This is a genomic window from Streptomyces sp. NPDC015125 (genome assembly GCF_043080045.1).
GTDB lineage: Bacteria > Actinomycetota > Actinomycetes > Streptomycetales > Streptomycetaceae > Streptomyces.
On the sequence record NZ_JBIBVF010000011.1, the window covers coordinates 79,106 to 98,590 of the forward strand.

The window sequence follows — 19,485 nt, forward strand, 5'->3', positions numbered from 1 at the left end:
TCAGGTGTTCTGCAGTACGTCGGCCCCGCACAGGGAGGAGGTTCTTCCCATGACGTCTGCGTGGATGGCGTCGGCGATGTCGTAGGCGCGGTCGACGATCGAGGGAAGACCGAAGGTGAAGAACAGGCTGCCCGAGGCGAGATCACCGAGTGCGTAGAGCCTGGGGTCGGCCGTGCCGTCCACCACGAACCGGCTGGTAGCCCGTTCCACCCTCACCCCGCCGCGCGGATGCCGCTGGGCGAGTTCGGCCGCGGTCAGGGAAGCGATCAGGTCCTCGGCCTTGAGCGGCAGGCTGCGGGAGGACGGGCTCACCGCGTTGACCAGGCGGTCGGCGCGGTATGCCGGCTGCTCGTCGTCGGTGCGCAGGGTGAAGCCTCCGCCGCCCGACCGCTCGATGTGCCGGATACCGGAAATGATCTCCAGCTGCCCGGCGTCGATCAGGTCCAGGACCATGGCCGCCGCTGTCGGCGGCATGGGGCAGCACAGACTCATGACCGAGCGGTAGTGCGTGCGCAACAGCTCGGCCTTCTCCTGCTCGGGCAGGAGCGGCCAGATGTCCGGTCCGGTGGCCGGCACGGCATGCTGGAGGATGCGCAATCCGCGGCGGGGGGAGTGCACTTCGGCCAGGTGCCGGCGCAGTCGCTGCACCGGGTCCTCTTCGGTGAGCGCGGCTATCTCCTTCGCCACCGAGTCGAAGTCCTCGCCGGCCGCACTGAACTCCCTGCGCATCGTGCCGACCAGCTCCTCGACCGTCAGGGTCTCGCCGCGTGCCGCCGCGCCACGGAACCTCTCGGCCGTGAAGTGTTGCAGGGTGTGCGGGAGCGGACTTTGACGTACCAGAGGAAGCACCCCGCTGCGCGAGAGCAGCAGAATGCGGCCGCGGTGGCCGCCGTTGGCGAGCGAGAGGACGACGTCGATGCCCGTCAGTCCGCTGCCGACCACACCGACGGTGTCATCGGGGTCGATGTCCGTGAGGGAGTGCGACAGCGGGTAGGGGTCGGCGATGAAGCCTTCCGTGCCGGTCAGGGCATACGGGTCGCCGGGCTGCCCCCGGCCCACGCACAACACGGTGTAGTCGACCACCGCCTGCTGTCCGCTCTGCGTCCGCAGGGCCACTTTCCCGCCGGCCCGCATCGCGGTCGACACCGTCTCCCGGACGATGTCGATGCGCCATCCGCGCTCGCGCAGCTGCGTCAACGCCGCCTGCGCCGCATCCTCCAGATACAGGCCGTACATGGCACGAGGTATAAAACGCATCTGGTTCAGCGGGTCCACGAAGTCCGTACCGGAGCCGGCGGTGGCATCCCGGTCGGCGAGCCACCGCGGGAAGTGGCCGCTGTCGCCGAAGCGTACGGACATACCGTCGGGTGCGATGTTCACCCGTACCGTCTCCAGGTCCGGCTGGTACGGTCGGCCGCGCCATAAATGTGGGGACGGCTCGAAAACCGTGATGCCGCCCGGTGGTGTGTGGGTCTGAGCAAGCGCGTCGAGCAGGCAGACTGCAGATGCCCCGCCCCCGACTACGCCTATCTCGACGCTACGGCTCATGGCACTCGAGCCCATGATTGACATGTCCCCCTAGAGCTTTAGAGCACAGTCCGACAGCCTGCGTGGACAGCGTGATCTGACCTGTAATAGGGAAGATGATTTTCTGCGCCGAGGCGGACGGCAAGGCAATCCACGACCGCTCCGGCCGAACAGATTCAAGGGATTATTGCACGCGGTGGAAGCATGCACGCGAAACCGGATTGCTGCAATCGAGCAGCCTCAAGCCCGGCCGATACCAGTGCTCATGAAGTTACCTGTGGGCAAGGGGGCAGTCAACAAAAATTTTGTGGGCAGGACTCGGTTTGAGCCAGCCCGATGACGGATTACAGAAGCGGAACTCTCACACCCAATTAGCGGAGGCCCCGCAGGGCACTAAGGGTAGTCGACCGGTTACCGAAGAGATCTTGACTCTCCCGGTTCTCCGCATGGAGGATGTAGCGGCACTTGCAAGAAGGCGTTTCTGAAATCCTTCATGAGGTTGCGGGGTGGGGGCATATCCGTCGACGCCGTGAGGAAATCCGGCTCGACCAGCAACCGTGACAAGCAACCGTGACAAGCAACGCACTCATCACCTACGGCCCGCCGCACTGCTTCCTATCTGCGCGGCGGTCGGAGCGTGATGTTTTCGCTGCGCCGAGGAGGCTGTCTCCAGTGTCATTAGGTGCCGGGGCGGGAGCGGTGGCAGAAAAGCGAGACATTCGCCACCTGATCGGCGGCCAGGCCGTCGAGTCCGCAGATGGAAAGACGTTCGAGACCAGAGATCCGCACGATAATTCGGTGATAGGCACTGTGGCCAGAGGGGCCGCAGTGGATGGTGAGCGTGCGGTTGCGGCGGCACGGAGGGCATTCGACGAGGGCCCGTGGCCCAGAATGACTCCCAAGGAACGCCGTAAAATTCTCCACGACGTGGCCGACGCCGTGGACGCGCATCGCGAGGAGCTGGCGATACTGGAAACCGTGGACAGCGGAAAGATCATCAGGCAGGCGCTGCACGGGGAGATGCCCCGGGTCGCCCAGAATTTACGGTTCTTCGCTGATTACGCGGCGATGGCGACCGATGAGGCATATCCGGACGGTCCGGTACTCGGCTACTCCCTCCGTCCACCGGCGGGCGTCGTCTCGGCGATCAGTCCGTGGAATGCCCCGCTCATGCTCGCCACGTGGAAGGCCGCGCCCGCCCTCGCCTTCGGCAACACGGTGGTGCTCAAGCCCGCCCCGCAGACCCCGCTGACAGCGGCCCGCTTCGGCCAACTGGCCACTGCCGCGGGGCTGCCGGAGGGCGTGCTCAATATCGTGCACGGCTTCGGTGCGGATGAGGTGGCCGGCCCGCTGACCAGCGATCCGCGCGTGGACCGCATCACCTTCACGGGATCCAGCGCCACCGGAGCCCGGATCATGGCCGCCGCGGCCCCCCACCTGACCCCGGTCTCCGCCGAACTGGGCGGCAAGTCGGCGAACATCGTCTTCGACGATGCCGATCTGGACGTGGCGGTACCCGAATCGATCAAGGCGATCTTCGGCGGCAACGGTCAGGTGTGCTTCTCCGGGTCACGCCTGTTCGTACAGCGCGGGATTCTTCCGGCCTTCCTGGAGCGCTTCACTGCCGAGGCGGCAAAAATCGTCGTCGGTGACCCCAAGCGTCACGAGACATTCATCGGCCCGCTGATCGAGCAACGGCATCTGGACAAGGTGCACGGCTATGTCGACCTGGCACAAAAAGAAGGCGGCACGGTCCTCATCGGCGGATCGCCCCTGACCACCGGAGAACTGGCCCGTGGCTTCTACTATGCGCCGACAGTCATCACCGGGCTGACCAACGACACCCGGACCGCCCGGGAAGAAATTTTCGGCCCGGTGGAGACGGTCATCCCGTTCGACACCGAACAAGAAGCGCTGCACCTGGCCAATGCCAGCCCGTACGGACTGGCCGGGATTCTGTTCACCACCCATCTCGACCGTGCTCACCGGATGGCAGCCCGCTGGAAAGCCGGCACGGTATGGGTGAACTGTTATTTCGAGCGCGATCTCCGTATGCCGTTCGGTGGCGAGGGTATCAGCGGGGTCGGCAGAGAAGGCGGGCCGCATTCGCGTGAATTCTTTACCGAGCCTCGCGCCGTGGTCCTGCGCATTCGCTGACGCCCGGGCACGACGATCGCCTCCTTGAAAGAGTCCCCATGACATCAGATGCCTTGCAGGACATCGCCGCGAATCTGTACCACGCCCACCGGACCGGGAAGCCGGTTCCCTCGGCCGTTCGCGACGGTTCCCTTTCCTCCCGGTCCGATGCGTACGAAATCCAGTGGACGCAGCTGCGGCAGCGGGTCTCGGACAACGACCCGCTGCGCGGATTCAAAGCCGGCCTGGTGTCCGTGACCGCGCAGCGGAACATGGACACCTCGGAACCGGTTCTGGGCCATCTCACCGACAGCATGTTCCCTCCCTCCCATATTCCCCTCGGCGGGAAATTCATCCGCCCCCTCATCGAGCCTGCGCTGGCCTTTGTGCTGGGTGAGCCGCTCCGCGGGCCCGGCGTCACCGTGGCGGACGCCGTCCGGGCGGTGGACTGTGTGCTGCCCGCCCTGGAGATCACCGACTCCGGGTTCGAGGACGGGCCGGCGTCCGTCCTCGACCTGGTCGCCGACAACGCCGGCTGCCGAGGCGTCGTTCTGGGCGGCACCCCGGCAGCCTTGTCGGATGTGGACCTGCGGTTGTCCGGCTGTGTGCTGTACCGCAATGGAGAGGTGGCCGCCACCGGCGCGGGCGGCATGGCGCTCGGCTCGCCCGTCAACGCCCTGGTGTGGGTGGCGAACGCCGTACGCCAGGAGGGCTTCGCCCTCACCGCCGGCAGCGTGGTGCTCGTCCCCTGCCTCACCCCGGCCGTCGCCCTGGAGCCCGGCGACACCGTGACCGCGAGCATCGCCGAAGTGGGCGCCGTGACCACCGTGCGCGCACGCTGAACCGCACGCTGAGCCGCACGCCCCCACCCACTGTTCGCCCTACCGTCCGTCTACCGTCCGTATCAAAGGAGGCGGCCTTTTCATGGCCGAGCCACTGGAAATCCGCTCCGGAGACGCCCGGCGCGCAGCCGAGGTCCTGCTCGACGCCGAGCGCTCGGTCACTGCTCGCGGGCCCATCACCGCGCACTGGCCGGATCTTGACGTGCCGGGCGCGTACACGGTGCAGCGCGAGGCGTTGCAGCAGCGGCTGCAGCGAGGCGAGACGCTGATCGGCGTCAAACTCGGCCTCACCTCGCGCGCCAAGCAGATCAGGATGGGGATCGACGCACCGTCCCTGGCATGGCTGACCGACGCCATGGTGCTGCCGGCCGGCGTCCCCCTGCCCCGGCAGCGGCTGATCCACCCCCGGGCCGAGCCGGAGATCGTCTTCGTGATGCGGGAGCGGCTGGCGGGTCCCGGCGTCACCGCGGCGGTCGCCCTGCGCGCCGTGGACCGCGTCTACGGCGGCGTCGAGATCATCGACAGCCGCTACCGCGACTTCAAGTTCACCTTGGCCGACGCGGTGGCGGACAACAGCTCCTCCGGGCTGTTCGTGCTCGGTCCCCTCGGACGCTCCCCCGAGGGCATGGATCTCTCGCACGAAGCATGCCTGCTGGAGGTCGACGGCCAGGTGGTCGACTCCGCCACCGGCGCGGCGGTGCAGGGTCACCCGGCAGAGGCGCTCGCACTCGCCGCGAACTCCCTTGGCGAGCGGGGACTGGCCATCGAAGCCGGCGCGATCGTCCTCACCGGCGGAATGACCGACGCGGTCCACGTCCAGCCGGGCGCGAGCGTCGCAGCGCACTTCTCCACTCTCGGAAGCATCACCGTCGCAGGAGGCTGAGTATGCCGTTCATCGACGTGACCCTGGGATCCGGACGGTCACCGGAGCAGGTCCGCGCGCTGATCCATGAACTGACAGAAGCGGCGCACCGCGCTGTGGGTGCCCCGCTGGCGAACATCCGGGTGGTCGTCCGGGAGGTCGACCCCGCGCACTGGGCAGCCGGCGACGTCACGACCGAGGAACGCAATGCCCGGAAGAGCGACGCCGGTTGAGCTTGCCGGCGCCGGCGGCCCAGTCGCTTGAGAAGTTCTGCTCCCGCTGTCCAAGAAAGGCACCGAAGCATGAGCGAAGACATGTACCGCCACGAGATCGCCCACTTGGCGCGGGTGGAATTACACACACCGGACCCGGACGGCACCCTCTGGTTCTTCAAGGACCTGCTGGGCATGTACGAGACCAGGCGCGAGGGGCAGTCGGTCTACCTGCGGGGCTACGAGGACCCGTACCAGTGGAGCCTGAAGATAACCGAGGGTCCGGAGCCCCGGATGGACCACGCCGCGCTGCGGACCTCGTCACCGGAGGCGCTGGAACGCCGCGTCCGGTCGATGCGCGACGGAAACCAGGACGGCAAGTGGACCGAGGACGAGTTCGGTTACGGTAAGACCTACCAGTTCCTCACGCCCGACGGCCACCACATGTGCCTGCTGTGGGAGGCCGAGAAGTACAAGTCTCCGCCGGAGCTGCGGAGCAAGATCCTCAGCCGGCCGTCGAAGAAGCCGCTGCAGGGCTTGCCGGTCAAGCGCATCGACCACCTCAATCTGCTGGCCAGCGAGGTCACACCGGTCAAGCAGTCCTTCGAGCGCCACCTCGGCCTGCGGACCAATGAGCGGGTGGTCGACGGCAGTGTCGAGACCGGCGTGTGGATGAGCAGCAGCCTTCTCAGTCATGACGTCGCCGTCATGCGGGACGCGCGGGGAGCCCGAGGCCGGCTGCACCACGTCGCCTTCTACTACGGAGTGCAGCAGCACACCATCGACGCGGCCGAGATGTTCCGGGACTACGACATCACCATCGAGGCGGGTCCGGACCGGCACGGCATCACCCAGAGCTCCTTCCTGTACGTCTTCGAGCCGGGCGGCAACCGGATCGAGCTGTTCGGCGACCCGGGGATCCTGATACTCGAACCGGACTTCGAGACCCGTACCTGGACGATGGACCAGATCGACACGGGGACGGCGATCGGCGGCACGAACCTGCCGCAGGAGACCTACTTCACCTACGGCACCCCGCCCGTCGGCCCGGATTCGGAGTCCCCTCTGCGGTAGCGCCCTGCCACGCGGCGCCGCCCCGGTGCCAGGCGCACGGTGTGCCTGGCCCGGGGCGGCGCCGCCGTGCGTTCAGGGGGATGCCACGGGAGCCGTCTCGCAGATGCCCGCAGGAGCTTGAGTGATTCGGACCGAGCACACACCGTGAGGGGACAGCCCAGATGACCACAGCCGAGATGACCACAGCGTCGGTGGAGCAGCGTGCCCACAGAGAGGTGAGGCGCACCCGACGGGCCTTTTACGGGCCCGCATTCGTCGCCGCGGTGGCGTATGTCGACCCCGGTAACTTCGCAACGAATTTCCAGGCGGGCGCCAAGTTCGGCTATCTGCTGGTGTGGGTCCTGGTGGTCGCGAATGCCGTCGCCATGTTCATCCAGTACCTCTCCTCGAAGATCGGCCTGGCGACCGGGACGGACCTGCCGACCCTGTGCCGCCGCAGCCTGCCGCGCCCGGTGTCGCGGTTACTGTGGGTGCAGGCCGAACTGGTCGTGATCGCCACGGATTTGGCGGAATTCGTCGGCGCCGCCATCGGCCTCAACCTCCTCTTCGGGGTGCGGCTCTTCCCCGCGGGCGTCGCCACTGCGGTGATCAGCTTTGCGGTGCTCGCCCTCCAGCGCCGCGGCTACCGTCCTTTCGAGATCGCCATCACCTTCCTGCTGTCGCTGATCGGTTTCGGCTTCCTCTACCAGCTGTTCGCGCTGGGCGGCCAGTCGTCCGCAGGCATTGCGGCGGGCATGGTGCCCCGCCTCGCGGGCACCGAATCCCTCACCCTGGCGGTCGGCATCATCGGCGCCACGGTCATGCCGCACGTGATCTATCTGCACTCCGCCATCACCGCACAGCGGCAGTCGCCGCGCACCCCACTCGCCAAGCGGGTCGCGCTGCGCAGCCTGCGCATCGACTGTGTCTCCGGCCTCGGGCTGGCGGGACTGATCAACCTGGCGATGTTCTGTGTCGCGGTTGCCCTGTTCCACCGGCGCGGAGGTGACTACAGCGGAAGCCTGCAGGCAGCTCACCACTCCCTCGGCCAGACCGTCAGCGGTATGGCCGCGCTGGCCTTCGCGGTGGCCCTGCTCGCCTCCGGGCTCTCCTCCTCCGGTGTGGGCACCTACGCCGGACAGGTCGTCATGCAGGGTTTTCTCCGCCGCCGGATTCCGTTGTTGCTGCGCCGCGGTGTCACCATGGCGCCGGCCCTGATCGCCCTGGCCGTCGGACTCTCACCGGACTCCGTGCTCGTCATGTCCCAGGTGGTGCTCTCCTTCGGCATCCCGTTCGCCCTCGTCCCCCTGGTGATGTTCACACGGAGCCGCAAGCTGATGGGAGATTACGTCAACAGGCCGCTCACCACCGGGCTCGGAGCGGTCCTGGCTTTCGTACTGTCCGGTCTCAACCTCTACCTGCTCGGCCGGCTCCTCGTCGGCTGACCCACCGGCGGAGGGGACGGCCTGCGGACCCGGCACCCGAAGTGCGGGAACGGGCCCGTCAGCCGTGTGCCGTCGGGAGGAGGTGCAGGAGCAGCACATAGGCCGCGGTGCCCGCGAAGATGCTCAGCAGCACATTGCGCCTCCACAGATACAGCCCGGCCGTCACGGCGATGCCCGTTGCTTCGGTCAGTCCGTAGGGGCTGGTGGTGACATCGACACCGCGCAGCAGGTAGATGACCAGGATCACCATGATTCCGGCCGGCATGTGCTGGGACAGGAAGGCGGTCACGTGCGACTGGCGCAGCCGCCCGAGGAACGCGAAGGGGACGGCCCGCAGGGCGAAGGTGATGGCCACGACGGTCACCAGCGCCGAGACGATGTATCCGGTGCTAGGCATTGGTGTGCTCCTGGGGCCGGGTGAAGCGGTAGCGCACGAGCAGCGCGAGAACGTAGAGAGTCATCGCCACCACGAGCATCTGGCCGGGCGCTACCAGCTGGGCGAAGAGGCCGCATCCCGCGGCCAGCAGCGGGGCGGGCAGGTCCCGTCCCGACCGGCATGCCTCGATCGCCAGCACGGTGAACAACGAGGTCAAGGTGAAGTCCAGGCCGTCGATCGTGGGCAGCGCCCGACCGGTCAGCGCCCCGACCAGCCCGCCCCCGACCCAGTAGGACTGCAGCGACACCTGTGTCGCGATGATCCGCAGGCTGCTGAAGGACTCGGCAGGCCGGGTCGCCGTGAGCGCGTAGGCCTCGTCGATCAGGGCGAACACCGCGTAGGTCTTGGCGACTTTGCCCCGGACGCGGTGCAGCGGGAACGACAGGCTGTAGAAGACATGCCGGAAATTGACCAGCAGCGTGGTCAAGGCGATCGAGACCAGCGGACTCGCGGCCATCAGCATGCCGACCAGCAGGAACTCCAGCGAGCCGGCGTAGATTAACCCGCTGAACAAGGGCGTCCACCACCAGGCGAGCCCCGACTGCACGACCAGCAGCCCAAAGGTGATCCCCAAGGAGAACATTCCCACGCCGACCGGCAGGGTCTCCGCCAGCGCCTGACGGACATCGGACGCTCTCTTCCCGCCCTGCGGCGGAGCAGGTTCGCCGCGTGCCGTACGCATGTGTGATGACATGGACGCAACTTTAGTAGGTCCATGTCCCCTTCCTGCGCCGGTCGTTGACCCGATCCGGGGCGACCGGGAGGTGCCTGAAGTTGTGCGTTCGCTGTAACCCGCCCCGCTGACAGAGCCAGTGGTCTTTTCGCGGGGCGTGGCCAAGGCCCGTCCGGCAGGACGCCGGGACGCCAGGACGCCGGGACGCCGGGACGCGGCTGAGCTTCACCGACTCGCCGACGGACTGCCGGGCGGCCCCGCTTCGGTGCGTCGGACCCACACTCCACGTCGAGCAGCCGGGTCGCCCCGCTCTCCCCTTTGCACGTCACGGTTGTGTAATACAGCGATCCGGGCATCAACGCGCAGGTCGCCGACGGCATCTCCCCTCGCGACAACGACATGAGGAGTTCACGATGGTTCGTAAGCGCTTACACCTGATCGCCGTGCCGGTCGCGGCCGTCATCCTGCCCCTGACTGTTGCCGGTTATCAGGCCAGTGCGGCCGCCGCGCCGGCCCAGGGAGGCGCGGCACGGGCCGGCAAGGCCGCCACGGCGACGGCCCCGTGCCTGGCCGATGCCACCACGCTGGTCGGCGACCTCGACGGCGACGGCCACCCGGACAAGATCAGCAACCCCGGCCTCACCGGCACCAGGATGACGATCCAGTGGGGGACCGCGAACGGTTCGTTCGGCAAGCCGTACCCCGTCAGCGCCCTTCTCGGCGCGAAGAAGGGCGAGGTGGCGTCCGCCGCGGTCGCCGACTTCCAGCGCGACGGCACCCTGGACATGGTCGTCAACCTCGTCACGCCGGCCGATGGGGACGACCCCTCGACGGCGCGCGTCGCGGAGTACCGCCCCGGCCCCCTCAAGCGGTCGAACCTGACCTCTGCCAAGTCCCGGCATTCCGATATCGGCGACCACGGCGAGGCCCGGCAGCTTCGCATCGCCAACTACGGCGGCGACGCGTACCCGGACCTCGCGATCCTCAACAACTCCGGTGACGGACAGCTGGACCGGCACGTGCGCCTGACGAAGCCCGGCAGCGGCCCGGGGAGCTACGACTACGAACTGCAGCAGAAATACGGCGCGTTCGGGACCACATCGGAGCCGCCGGCCATGCCCGGCGACGGCTGGAAGCACTTCTACAAGCCCTGCTCCTGATCACCACCGGGCGCCTGCGGTCCTCCCGACACCGGCGGCGCCCGGCGTCGGTGCCGGGAGGGCCTGAACATACGGGTGAAGGTGCCGCCCCGGACCCAGACCCAGACCCGGGCCCCGGTCCCGGCCCCGATCCCGGTCCGCCCCAAGACGTCCACGAAGATTCGAAAGAGACGACCTCCACACGACGCGGCCGTCCGAGGTGACTTCAGACAGGCGCACGGAACCCGAGGACATGGCACGTCCCGCACCGTGATCGACTCGTCCGCCCGTACGGCCGCCCTATCGGAAGGCATGAAGACACCGTGCTGCAGGCGAGTCCCGCAACCTCCAACTGCCAGACCATATTCGGACGGCGCGAGCATGTACTGCTCGGCGTGAGCCCGTTCAACAGCCGCTTCGACGATGCCTACATCGCCCGCTTGGTCGCCTGGGCGCACGCATCGGTACAGGACTTCGACGTCCTGCTCCCCGGGGCCGAGCACTCCTCCTGGATTCTGGAAGCGGTCGGCGAGTCCAGACCCCAGGCCAAGGCGCGCAAGGAAGTGGCACGCAGGAAGCGCGCGGTGCAGGAGGCACTGGAGACGTGCGCACCGGAACGCCGGGTGGCCGTGCACGACTTCGGCGGCTTCGCCGACAACCCGCACTACCTCGGCCTCCGCGACGAGGTGGACAGGGCGTTCGCGGCCGACGAGGGCTTCCGGCACGCCTGCCTGGCCATGAGCCGTCAGGCCGTCGGCAGCCGGTTGCGCACGGTCCGGGGCCCCGATGCCCGCGTCGACGACCACCAGGCTGCTGCGGCGGTGCGTTACGTGCTCGACGAACTCCCCTACGTCCTGGACGGCGCCACCATCCTCGACCGCGAGGAGACACTCATGGTCTACCACCGGCCCTGGCCGCTGTGGGATCGCATCGCCCAGGGCGATTTCCCGCTCAAGGTGAGCCCCCGCCAGGGGTTCCTCGTCCTCCACGACTGCTAGTGCGGCAACCGTGCCCGTCGTGACGGTTGGTCAGGTCGGTCGCCGCCGAAGCCCGTCCCCGGCACCGTGAGGAGCGTCGGCACCGGATTGCCGCCCGTCACGGTGTCGGCCGGCCCGCCCAGCGGGGTATCTCACCACCCGTACGACCCATGCCCGACAAGAGGAGCTGTTCCAGATGGTGCGTCGAGTTCGTGTGCTGCTGCTGACCGTCTTACTGCTGGTGACGGGCTCGTTGATGTCGCCCACGCCGGCCTCCGCCGTCATCGGCGGGTCGAAGAGCACCTACGGTCCGTGGGCGGTGCGCATGCTCGTCGACGGACAACCGGTCTGCACCGGGACGGCGGTCACTGACGAGTGGATCATCAGCGCCTCGCACTGCTTCTTCGAGCAGGCACAGCCCATCGCCGACAAGCGGATCTCCTTCCGGGTCGGCAGCCTCGACATGCGCAAGGGCACCACCGTCCTTCCGCTGCCCGGCCGACGCGTGGGAAGCGCGCACGCCGACATGATGCTCATCAAAGTCCCGCCGATGAAGATCCGCACGGCGCCCCTGGCCACGACCGGTGTCCACCCCGGCCAGGCCGTGCGCCAGTACGGGTGGGGTGCCACCTGCACCGGTGACGAAAACACCTGCCAGTCCCCCGTCCTCAAGCAGTCGGACCTGCGCGTCGTACGGCCGGACGACCCCCGGTGCGAGGGCTACACCGCACCGGGCGGCTCGGACTTCTGTATGGAAAAGGTCTCCGGGATTCCCGCCGGCGGCGACTCCGGAGGCCCGGTGATGAGCATCGCCCCGCCCGGCACCGAAACCCTCCTCGGCGTCTTTGACGGCTCCGACCGGGAGAACATCGCCCAGGCCGGCGAGATCTCCCAGCAACTCGCCTGGATCCACTCGGTCACCCGGCAGTAGCACAGAGCACGGCAGGAGGGAGCGGACGCCACCGACGCCCACGGACGGCAGCCACGCACGCCCCCTCGCCCCACAACGCCTTGCCGCACGACGCCCCCTCCACCCGGTCATCGCCTTCACCGGATGAGGATCCTCCCGGAAGGCACCCCCTCGACGGCAGTGAGCGCTGCCGTCAGGTCATGACCGCCGTCGGCGTGCACCCGCTCAGCGGATTCCCAGCTCAGTGGATTCCCAGCTCCGCGAGTACCCGGTGCTGAGTTGGGGCCGGCTCAGCCGGGAAGTAGAGGTAACAGACCCCTCCCGAACCGCTCTTGACCTGGCTGTTTGCGTCGTGGCGCTTGGTCCGCAGCCAGATGTTCTCGAACTGGGAGGCGGGCAGGTAACAGACGCCGGAGACGATGACAAACATGCAGGTCAACGGCTCGGGCTCGTTCGCCTCGAACGAACCCGAGCCGGACCGTGCTGAGTTCGTGCTGACTCCCGCTGCCGCCCCTCGGTCCGTTCGGGGGCGTTGTGCTGGATCGGTGCTGGCTTCTGGCGCTGAAGGCCGAACCCTGGACAGCACCGAGACGGACGAGATGCGCCTTCTTCACTGTGCGTCACCCCGACGCCCACACCCGTCTCACGCTCGGACTCCCGCCACGACGGGCCCATGAAGGTCAAAATGGCGCTGTACGGGCCGTCTGGTGCGGCCGTGGTCCATCCTTATCCTGTCGCACTCCCGACCTACGGAGGTGAGCAGCGATGGATCAAAGGATGTGGACCGTGCCGGCTCTGGCGAACTTTCTCGGAAAGCCCGCCTCCTGGGTTTACGACAATCACGAGAAGCAAGCCATCCCCAGCTTTCGCGTGGGCCAACAACTGCGGTTCTGGCCCAGCGAGATCATGACCTGGCTGGAAGAGAATTGCCGCGAACAGGGGGTCGCATGAACGTCAAGTACAAGGAGACGGCCCGCGGCGGGCTCGCGGTGAACATCAGAGTGCTAGGAAAATAGGCCCTGACCAGCGCGTTCGTGACTTTCAGCGCTGTCAGGGCCTTCCCTGCTTACCCGGCGGAAAGTCCCCGGAATGTCCCTGGGACAGGGTTGAAAGTCCCCGGGATGTCCCCGGCCGGCGGGTGCCTCAGGGGAAGCCATCCACCCTCTCAGCTGACCAGCCGAGGACGGGAGGAATTGCGTCTGGGCGTCGGCGAGAGCCTCCAGGCGCTTGCGCAAGGCGGTCGGCGCGTCCTGCGAGCGGGTTCCGAGGAGTGTGGACAGTTCGCGCAAGAGGCGGCGCTCGGTGTCGAGGTGCGTGAGAGTGCTGTGGCCTGTGAGGGCTTCGACGCGGCGGAGGTTGGAGCCGATCGACCATTCGGTCAGCGGGCGGAAGGCGCCGACCTGAGAGCAGCGGGCGACGTGGGTGCCGCCGCAAAGTTCTCGGGAGAAGTCGCCGATGTCGACGATGCGGACCCGCTCGCCGTACTTCTCTGCGAACAGGGCTATGGCTCCGGCGGCTTCGGCGCGGTCGGCGTCGTGGGTGAGCCTGCCCCTGCCCCTGCGCGAAGCCCCCACCGTGCGCGCGAGACCGTCTCGGGGTGGAGCAATCGGCGGCGGACCGCACGGCGCACTCTCGTCCTGTTCGGCCTCAGCATCGCCGACGGCGCCTTTTACGAGCCCGTTACTGCGGTAGGCGGAACAACTCCCAGGCAACATTTCCATCAGCCCGGCTGTTGAGTCCTACCGTCCGCGGGCGGCCAAGCTGATTCGGGCATCGCACCCCGCCCTGGCGCCGGCTCAAACCCGGCAAGATCCGTCATGACGGATCGAGAGAGTCCAATATTGACCTTGGGACACCGACATCACCTGTGCCAGCGGCACGACGTCGGAACGGTGCCCCAGGCCGCAATGGCTCTGTGGACCACTGCGCCCCGCTGGAGCGCAACCCAACCGAAGGGCGTTATATCCGAATCGCCGAAAGTAAGTAAACCAACTCACCATCTTCCTGAAACCGCAGCTCACGGCCTTGGCCCCCGCGCATGCGGGGTTGGTCCCTCCCGCACCACCTCCGGCCGGTTCGTGATCAGGTGGAGGGTGAGCCCAATCCTGCTCGGTGAGCCAGGCTCGCATCGCCCGGCTCCAGTGGGCGGACAGGCCGTCCCAGACCAGGATCACTGGCTCGCCACGGTAGAACTGTTTGACCTGTTCAAGGACCTCGATGAGAGCGATGGTGTCGTAGCTGCCGGGCTTGAGGTGGCAACACAGGCGAGGACCGCGGTCGAAGTCGGTGGAGTGGTAGCCCAGAGCCGTGGCCATCGAGGCACGCTTCCAGTTCAGCCGGTGTCGCAGAAGCGGCGTGCGGCCGCGAGGTGCGTAAGTACGGCGGATCTGGGGCAGCAACGAGACGCCTGATTCGTCGAGGAACACGATCCAGGCACGTGTGTTCACCGCCCCCTTTCGATGCGCGGCCACTCGTGCGTGATCCAGCGGGCGATCTCGGACTCGTCCCGCTCCACCGCCCGCCGCTCAGGCCGCTGCAGACTCCACCCCAACCGGCCGGTCAGCAGACGCCACACCGACGCCCGTGACAGGGACACTCCTGTCACCCGCTCGACGACCACGCCGACTCGTTCCAAGGTCCACAGATCAGCCTCGAATCCATGAGCCCGGGCACCTCGCTCCAAGGCGGCCCGCACCGTCTCGACCTGGGCGTCATTCAGCTTGGGCGGGCGACCGGTGGCCGGACGCCGACGTAAGGCTGGAGCACCCCCTTCCTCCCACACACGCCGCCACCGCCGCACGCTCTCGGCACACACTCCCACCGCCCGCGCGATCTCCGGATTCGACCCGCCGGCCGTGACAACGGAGGTACGGAAGAACCAGACGCAGAGGACAAAGGTCGATAAGCCATCCCGACAGCCTCCCAACCACAAAGCCACCACACCCACCGAACTTACGAAAAGTTCAAGTAAGAGGCACCTGGGCAGAGTTGGACCAATGCGCAGAACGGCCCGCCCTGAAACGGACTGGGCGGGCCGTCACTCAATGCCGATGCTGCTCGGGCCAACCTGACCAAGGCCTGATTGCACCTTCCGTTCCACTAAGGAACGGAAGGTTCACCGTATCGGCTTGTCACTTCTGCCGACATAAATGCAGACGTCCGTTGGCCGCCCCACCGTCGCCGTTTCGTCCGAAAGTGATTCCGCCACATCCCTCAAGATGGCAATAGCCATCCGGTAGTCTTCCGGACTCTCGTCGGCAAACGTTGTTGCATCGGTCCACAGAATAGCCACGCGGCCATGATTTTTCGAGTGGATTCCCTCCCAGAGGGAATCAGAGAGAGCATCCCAGCTACTGGAGCCGACCACCGGAGGATCCAGTGGAAGCGCACCCCGAACTGCATCAAAGAGCGCCTCGCTCCCCGCCTGATCATCCGTGGAGAACTGATAGAGGGGACGCCCCTCGGCAGCTGCCGCCTTTATGACCTCATCAACGCCATCCGGCCGAATAACGGTCAGCCCGGGCTCAAGATTCACTGCTGCATCACCGGATCCTTACGAAGGCTGGCGGACCAGAGTCGCCATAGTGAGTCCAAGTGTAGTAGACATCACCCGTCTGAGTATTTTTCACGACGCGTAGCGGACCGGCGCCACCAACACCCGGCGGAGGGGTGACTCTGTATTCACGATAGGGCGAATTCTGACCCTGATCGCCGGGTAGGTCACCATCCCGGTTTCTGAACTGAATTCCCCACCTCCTCGCGGTCGGCCCGGAAGGTACGGTGCCGGCATCAATATGTCCCAGCGCGTTATTCAGCGCCCGTTCCTCGGCTGGCGGAAGCGATCCAGGGGTGATCCACGGAACGCACGGGCTAGAGGTGTTGGCCGCGGCCGGTGTCGCGCCAACGAGCACCGCCCGGAGGGTACTGGCCTGGTTAACGCCAGCGCCCGAGTCGGCTCTGATCGCCCGGTCGGCGAAATGAACATCTTCGATCGGCCTGATCCGGCGATCGACCGTCGGAACGTAGGCGCGTCGGATCAAGCCCTTCGGGCACGCCTTTTTCGCCCTCTTCAACGCTTTCAACTTGAGTGCGCTCAGCGCGAGATCCGGGAGGCACGAGAGCGACTTCTTTTGGAGACATTGTTCGATCTCGTCCGCACCTACATACCAGGCGATCAGGCGATCAAGCAAGGTGCTGGTAATGCAGCCCATCCCACCGGCTCCGTCACCCCCGCAGACAAGGATCGTCTCTCCGGGCTTCAGATCACCGTTCGCCAGGACATCCGTTCGGTACTTAACCAGCCGCTTCTCAAGTGATTTGCGAAGCTCTTTATCCGACACCGGCTTGCTGCTCTCACGGAGCTCCTTTTCCACTTGAGCTTTCAATTCCGCTATCAACTTGCTGGCTGCAATCTTCAGCGCCTCGGTAGATGCCTTTGCGGCCTCGATGGCATCCTTGTTCGCCGCCCGGGCAGAGATTCCTGCCTGATACGCATCGGTGCTGGCCCGGGAAGAATAGTTCCAGGCCACATTCGCGGAATGTTGCGCTCGTTCCGCCGAACGGTTCGCCGCCTGCGAGTCCTTTCGAGCGGCTGCGGCGGCACCTTGGGCCTTCTTGGCCGACTCGGCGGCCCGATTGGCCGACTCGGCCGCCTGGTTAGCGGACTGGTTGGCCTGCTCGGCGTACTTGGATGCCTGCTCGGCCGACTTATGTGCCGCTTTAGACCATTTCGCGGCTTCAATGGCATCCGCGCGAGCTTCCGCAGCCAGCTGTTGGGCCTGGGCTGCATCCTTGTGAGCGAGGGCCGCCGACTTGTCTGCGGCCGCCAGGAGGGTGTCGATCTCTGCGATGTGGGCAGCGGCATTGGCATCGCGCTGCTGCGCCTTGTACAGACCAACTTGCAGGAATGTACGCACGCCGGAGGCCGGCCCGGACAACGCTCCCTGCGCTGCAGCCTTCACCTCGGGGCCGCCGCCGGCCATGGCCTGGGAGGCTGAGACGCGGTCGTCGACTTCCCGGGCCTTGTACTGCCCGGTCTCCAAGAACTGGTGCAAGTCGGCCGCAGTACCGTCAAGGGCCTTGTTGGCCGCGGCCTTCACTCCCGGCCCGCCCGCAGCCATGATCTGCGAGATCGCGATGCGGTCGTCGTGTTCCTTACCCGGATAGCTGCGGGTGCGCAGGAAATTCCGCACTTGATCGATCGGGTGATCTAGCACCGCCAGGGCGGCCTGCTGCTGCGCCGGTTTGTCGCTCGTGGTGGCGAGGTGTGCCACGCTGGCGCGGTCGTCCTGTTCCAAGGCCACCGTCAGCCTGGTGTGCACGAACTCGGAGACGTCCGCATCGGTCCCGACAACGGCGATCTCGGCGGCAGTACGGACCCAGGTCCCTCCAGTGGAGAGCAGGTTGACTGCGACCTGCCTACCCTTGGTCGCAGTTACTTCGGGGTCGGACGCCGCTTCGGCCTCCTGTCGCATTTTCTGTGTCTCGGCGTTGAGCTGCTGGATCCGTCCGGCTTCCCACTCAGCGGCCGAGGTGCGGGACTCCTGGGCCCTCTTGGCTTCCTCGGCCGCGAAGACGTTCTCGTTCTCCTGCTCGGCGAGACGCTCGGTGTCGGCTTTGCGGGCGAGCTCGGCCACGGTCTTGGCCTGGTTGGCCGTCGTCTGTGCGTCGTTGGCGGCCTTGGTGGCCGCGTCCGCCGCTTCTCTGGTCTGCTTGGCGGCGTCCGCTGCGTGGCCCGCTTCGTCCGCGGCTTTCTCTGCGGCCTTGGCTGCGGCCTCGGCGTGTTCCGCGGCGTCATTGGCTGCGTTGCGCGACTGCCGTGAGGCTGCTGCGGCCTGATTGGCGTTGGCCTGTGCGGCATTGGCCGCGCGCGTGGCCTGATCGGCCAGCCGCTTGGCCCTAGCCGCTGCCGCCTGCGCCTCTGCGGCCTTGCCACCGGCTTGGCCTGCCCAACGTCCGGCCTCGGCCGCCGCCGTGGCGGCCGCAGCGGCATTGGCTCCAGCACTTGCTGCAGCTCCCGCAGCCGAGGCGGCCTTCTCGGAGGCGATTCCCGCCTGCTCGGCAGCGTCCGCTGCCTTGTGCGCGCCCGCGGCGGCATTACGCGCGTTCACCGCTGCGGCACGGGCTTCCTTCGCCCGAGTGGCATCACCGGCGGCCGCCGCGGCGGCGGATCTGGCCGACGACGCCGCACTGCCGGCCCGGCTGGCAGCGTAGGCCGCCTGCGCTGCGGCGCCAGCGGCCACCCGCGCCGCCCGGTTGGCCCCCGCGGCCGCGGACACAGCGGTACGGGCCGACTCGGCGGCCCGGTCGGCCGCTGCCGCTGCCCGCAATGCGGCCGCCGCCGCCTGACCGGCCGAAGATTGGGCCTCCTTGGCCTCCCTTGCAGCAAGCTGTGCCGCTTGCTTCGCCCGCAGCGTGGCCTTTTCCGCCTTGGCTGCTTCCTCCTTGGCCTCCTCAGTCAACCGCTCAGCCTGCTTCTGGGCGCGGCCGGCGAGTTCGGCCAATTGGGAGACCGTGAGCGTCTCCTGGTCCCTTGCTGCGGCTACCTGCCAACCGTTGTCCAGGAATTCCTGAACATCTTCGGCCGATCCGTCCAGAGCCTGCTGCGCGACCTTCTTCACATTCGGGCCACCGGCCGTCATGAGCTGCGAGACCTGAACCCGGTTGTCGTCCTCACGCGGCTTGAACTGACCCTGGTCGATGAACTTTCGCCAGTCATCGGCCGAACCGTCCAGGGCTTTGCCCGCAGCTTCCTTCACGCCCGGACCGCCTGCGGTCATGATCTGCGAAACCCGCACGCGCAGATCATTGTCGTAAGGCCGGACGATTCCGCCGTCCAGGAACTCCTGCAGTTCCTTGACGCCACCATCGAGTGCGGTGTTGGCCGCTTCGCGTACGCCGGGGCCACCCATGGCCATGATCTGCGCGACCTGAACGCGGAGATCCTGTTCCTCGATGGTCGGCAGGTCTTTGGTCATGAAGGTCTGGAGGTCTTCATCCGGACCCAGCAAGGCGGCCTCAGCGGCCCGCCGTACTCCTGGTCCCCCGGTGTTCCACGCTTCCAGGACATCTGATCTGTCGTACGTCGGCGGTTCGTCGGCCGCCGCGGGGTGTAAGTCCACACCCACGACCAGCGCCAGGGCCAGCAGCGTCGCCACGACGCCACGCCGGCCCAGGGAACCAGGTAACCCTCTTACCACAACGTTTTCTCCTTGTTAGTGAGTGAACCGTTGCTCACTGACAGTCAGGTGGTTGGCTCTCCGGAGCGCACTGG

18 protein-coding genes and 1 pseudogene are annotated in these 19,485 nt (G+C 67.0%); 10 read left to right on the forward strand and 9 right to left on the reverse strand.

What is annotated here, in order from left to right; all coding sequences use genetic code 11:
• Entirely contained in the window at nucleotides 1–1,572 is a 1,572-nt protein-coding gene (locus ACF088_RS23100) for an FAD/NAD(P)-binding protein (protein ID WP_392377664.1), read from the reverse strand.
• Between the two features lie 654 nt (nucleotides 1,573–2,226).
• Between ACF088_RS23100 and ACF088_RS23105 the strand changes: the two genes are divergently transcribed.
• The 6 genes from ACF088_RS23105 (at nucleotide 2,227) to ACF088_RS23130 (ending at nucleotide 8,077) form a co-directional block, all read left to right on the forward strand.
• Entirely contained in the window at nucleotides 2,227–3,684 is a 1,458-nt protein-coding gene (locus ACF088_RS23105; protein WP_392377665.1) for an aldehyde dehydrogenase, read from the forward strand.
• 38 nt (nucleotides 3,685–3,722) lie between these two features.
• Nucleotides 3,723–4,505 carry a 2-keto-4-pentenoate hydratase gene (locus ACF088_RS23110; RefSeq protein WP_392377666.1) on the forward strand — a complete coding sequence of 261 codons (783 nt, stop codon included), beginning with the start codon at nucleotides 3,723–3,725 and terminating at the stop codon, nucleotides 4,503–4,505.
• Nucleotides 4,506–4,587: 82 nt separating this feature from the next.
• Nucleotides 4,588–5,388, forward strand: a complete 801-nt coding sequence (locus ACF088_RS23115; protein ID WP_392377667.1) for a 2-keto-4-pentenoate hydratase — start codon at nucleotides 4,588–4,590, stop codon at nucleotides 5,386–5,388.
• 2 nt (nucleotides 5,389–5,390) lie between these two features.
• On the forward strand, nucleotides 5,391–5,600 hold the full coding sequence (locus ACF088_RS23120) for a 4-oxalocrotonate tautomerase family protein (RefSeq protein WP_392377668.1): 210 nt from the start codon (nucleotides 5,391–5,393) through the stop codon (nucleotides 5,598–5,600).
• A gap of 69 nt (nucleotides 5,601–5,669) precedes the next feature.
• Nucleotides 5,670–6,653 (forward strand): VOC family protein, encoded by a 984-nt coding sequence (locus ACF088_RS23125; RefSeq protein WP_392377669.1) that lies wholly within the window; start codon nucleotides 5,670–5,672, stop codon nucleotides 6,651–6,653.
• A 161-nt stretch (nucleotides 6,654–6,814) separates the two neighbouring features.
• Nucleotides 6,815–8,077, forward strand: coding sequence for an Nramp family divalent metal transporter (locus ACF088_RS23130; RefSeq protein WP_392377670.1), 1,263 nt, complete (start codon nucleotides 6,815–6,817; stop codon nucleotides 8,075–8,077).
• Between the two features lie 58 nt (nucleotides 8,078–8,135).
• Here ACF088_RS23130 and ACF088_RS23135 read toward each other — a convergent pair whose 3' ends face one another.
• Nucleotides 8,136–8,474 carry a branched-chain amino acid transporter permease gene (locus tag ACF088_RS23135; protein ID WP_392377671.1) on the reverse strand — a complete coding sequence of 113 codons (339 nt, stop codon included), beginning with the start codon at nucleotides 8,472–8,474 and terminating at the stop codon, nucleotides 8,136–8,138.
• Entirely contained in the window at nucleotides 8,467–9,207 is a 741-nt protein-coding gene (locus tag ACF088_RS23140; protein WP_392377672.1) for an AzlC family ABC transporter permease, read from the reverse strand. Before ACF088_RS23140 ends, ACF088_RS23135 begins: the two co-directional genes overlap by 8 nt.
• Nucleotides 9,208–9,599: 392 nt before the next feature.
• Here ACF088_RS23140 and ACF088_RS23145 point away from each other — a divergent pair, with 392 nt between their 5' ends.
• From ACF088_RS23145 to ACF088_RS23155, 3 genes are all read left to right on the forward strand, one after another.
• Nucleotides 9,600–10,346, forward strand: a complete 747-nt coding sequence (locus tag ACF088_RS23145; protein ID WP_392377673.1) for an FG-GAP repeat domain-containing protein — start codon at nucleotides 9,600–9,602, stop codon at nucleotides 10,344–10,346.
• A gap of 302 nt (nucleotides 10,347–10,648) precedes the next feature.
• Nucleotides 10,649–11,323 carry a tRNA-dependent cyclodipeptide synthase gene (locus tag ACF088_RS23150; protein ID WP_392377674.1) on the forward strand — a complete coding sequence of 225 codons (675 nt, stop codon included), beginning with the start codon at nucleotides 10,649–10,651 and terminating at the stop codon, nucleotides 11,321–11,323.
• A gap of 175 nt (nucleotides 11,324–11,498) precedes the next feature.
• Nucleotides 11,499–12,233, forward strand: a complete 735-nt coding sequence (locus ACF088_RS23155) for a S1 family peptidase (RefSeq protein WP_392377675.1) — start codon at nucleotides 11,499–11,501, stop codon at nucleotides 12,231–12,233.
• Between the two features lie 220 nt (nucleotides 12,234–12,453).
• Here ACF088_RS23155 and ACF088_RS23160 read toward each other — a convergent pair.
• Nucleotides 12,454–12,600: pseudogene (locus ACF088_RS23160) on the reverse strand (peptidase C39 family protein); the annotation flags it as partial.
• 377 nt (nucleotides 12,601–12,977) lie between these two features.
• Here ACF088_RS23160 and ACF088_RS23165 point away from each other — a divergent pair.
• Nucleotides 12,978–13,163, forward strand: coding sequence for a helix-turn-helix domain-containing protein (locus tag ACF088_RS23165; RefSeq protein WP_392377676.1), 186 nt, complete (start codon nucleotides 12,978–12,980; stop codon nucleotides 13,161–13,163).
• Between the two features lie 53 nt (nucleotides 13,164–13,216).
• On the opposite strand, the gene ACF088_RS23170 is transcribed toward ACF088_RS23165, so the two are convergent.
• From ACF088_RS23170 to ACF088_RS23190, 5 genes are all read right to left on the reverse strand, one after another.
• Nucleotides 13,217–13,933, reverse strand: a complete 717-nt coding sequence (locus tag ACF088_RS23170) for a hypothetical protein (RefSeq protein ID WP_392377677.1) — start codon at nucleotides 13,931–13,933, stop codon at nucleotides 13,217–13,219.
• Nucleotides 13,934–14,008: 75 nt separating this feature from the next.
• A complete protein-coding gene (locus tag ACF088_RS23175; RefSeq protein WP_392377678.1) occupies nucleotides 14,009–14,659 on the reverse strand; it encodes a transposase in 651 nt (216 codons plus the stop codon).
• Entirely contained in the window at nucleotides 14,656–15,159 is a 504-nt protein-coding gene (locus tag ACF088_RS23180) for a winged helix-turn-helix domain-containing protein (protein WP_392377679.1), read from the reverse strand. Before ACF088_RS23180 ends, ACF088_RS23175 begins: the two co-directional genes overlap by 4 nt.
• Before the next feature lie 168 nt (nucleotides 15,160–15,327).
• Nucleotides 15,328–15,747: a barstar family protein gene (locus ACF088_RS23185; RefSeq protein ID WP_392377680.1), complete on the reverse strand. Its 420-nt coding sequence runs from the start codon at nucleotides 15,745–15,747 to the stop codon at nucleotides 15,328–15,330.
• 7 nt (nucleotides 15,748–15,754) lie between these two features.
• On the reverse strand, nucleotides 15,755–19,369 hold the full coding sequence (locus ACF088_RS23190) for a chemotaxis protein (protein ID WP_392377681.1): 3,615 nt from the start codon (nucleotides 19,367–19,369) through the stop codon (nucleotides 15,755–15,757).
• Nucleotides 19,370–19,485 lie beyond the last annotated feature (116 nt).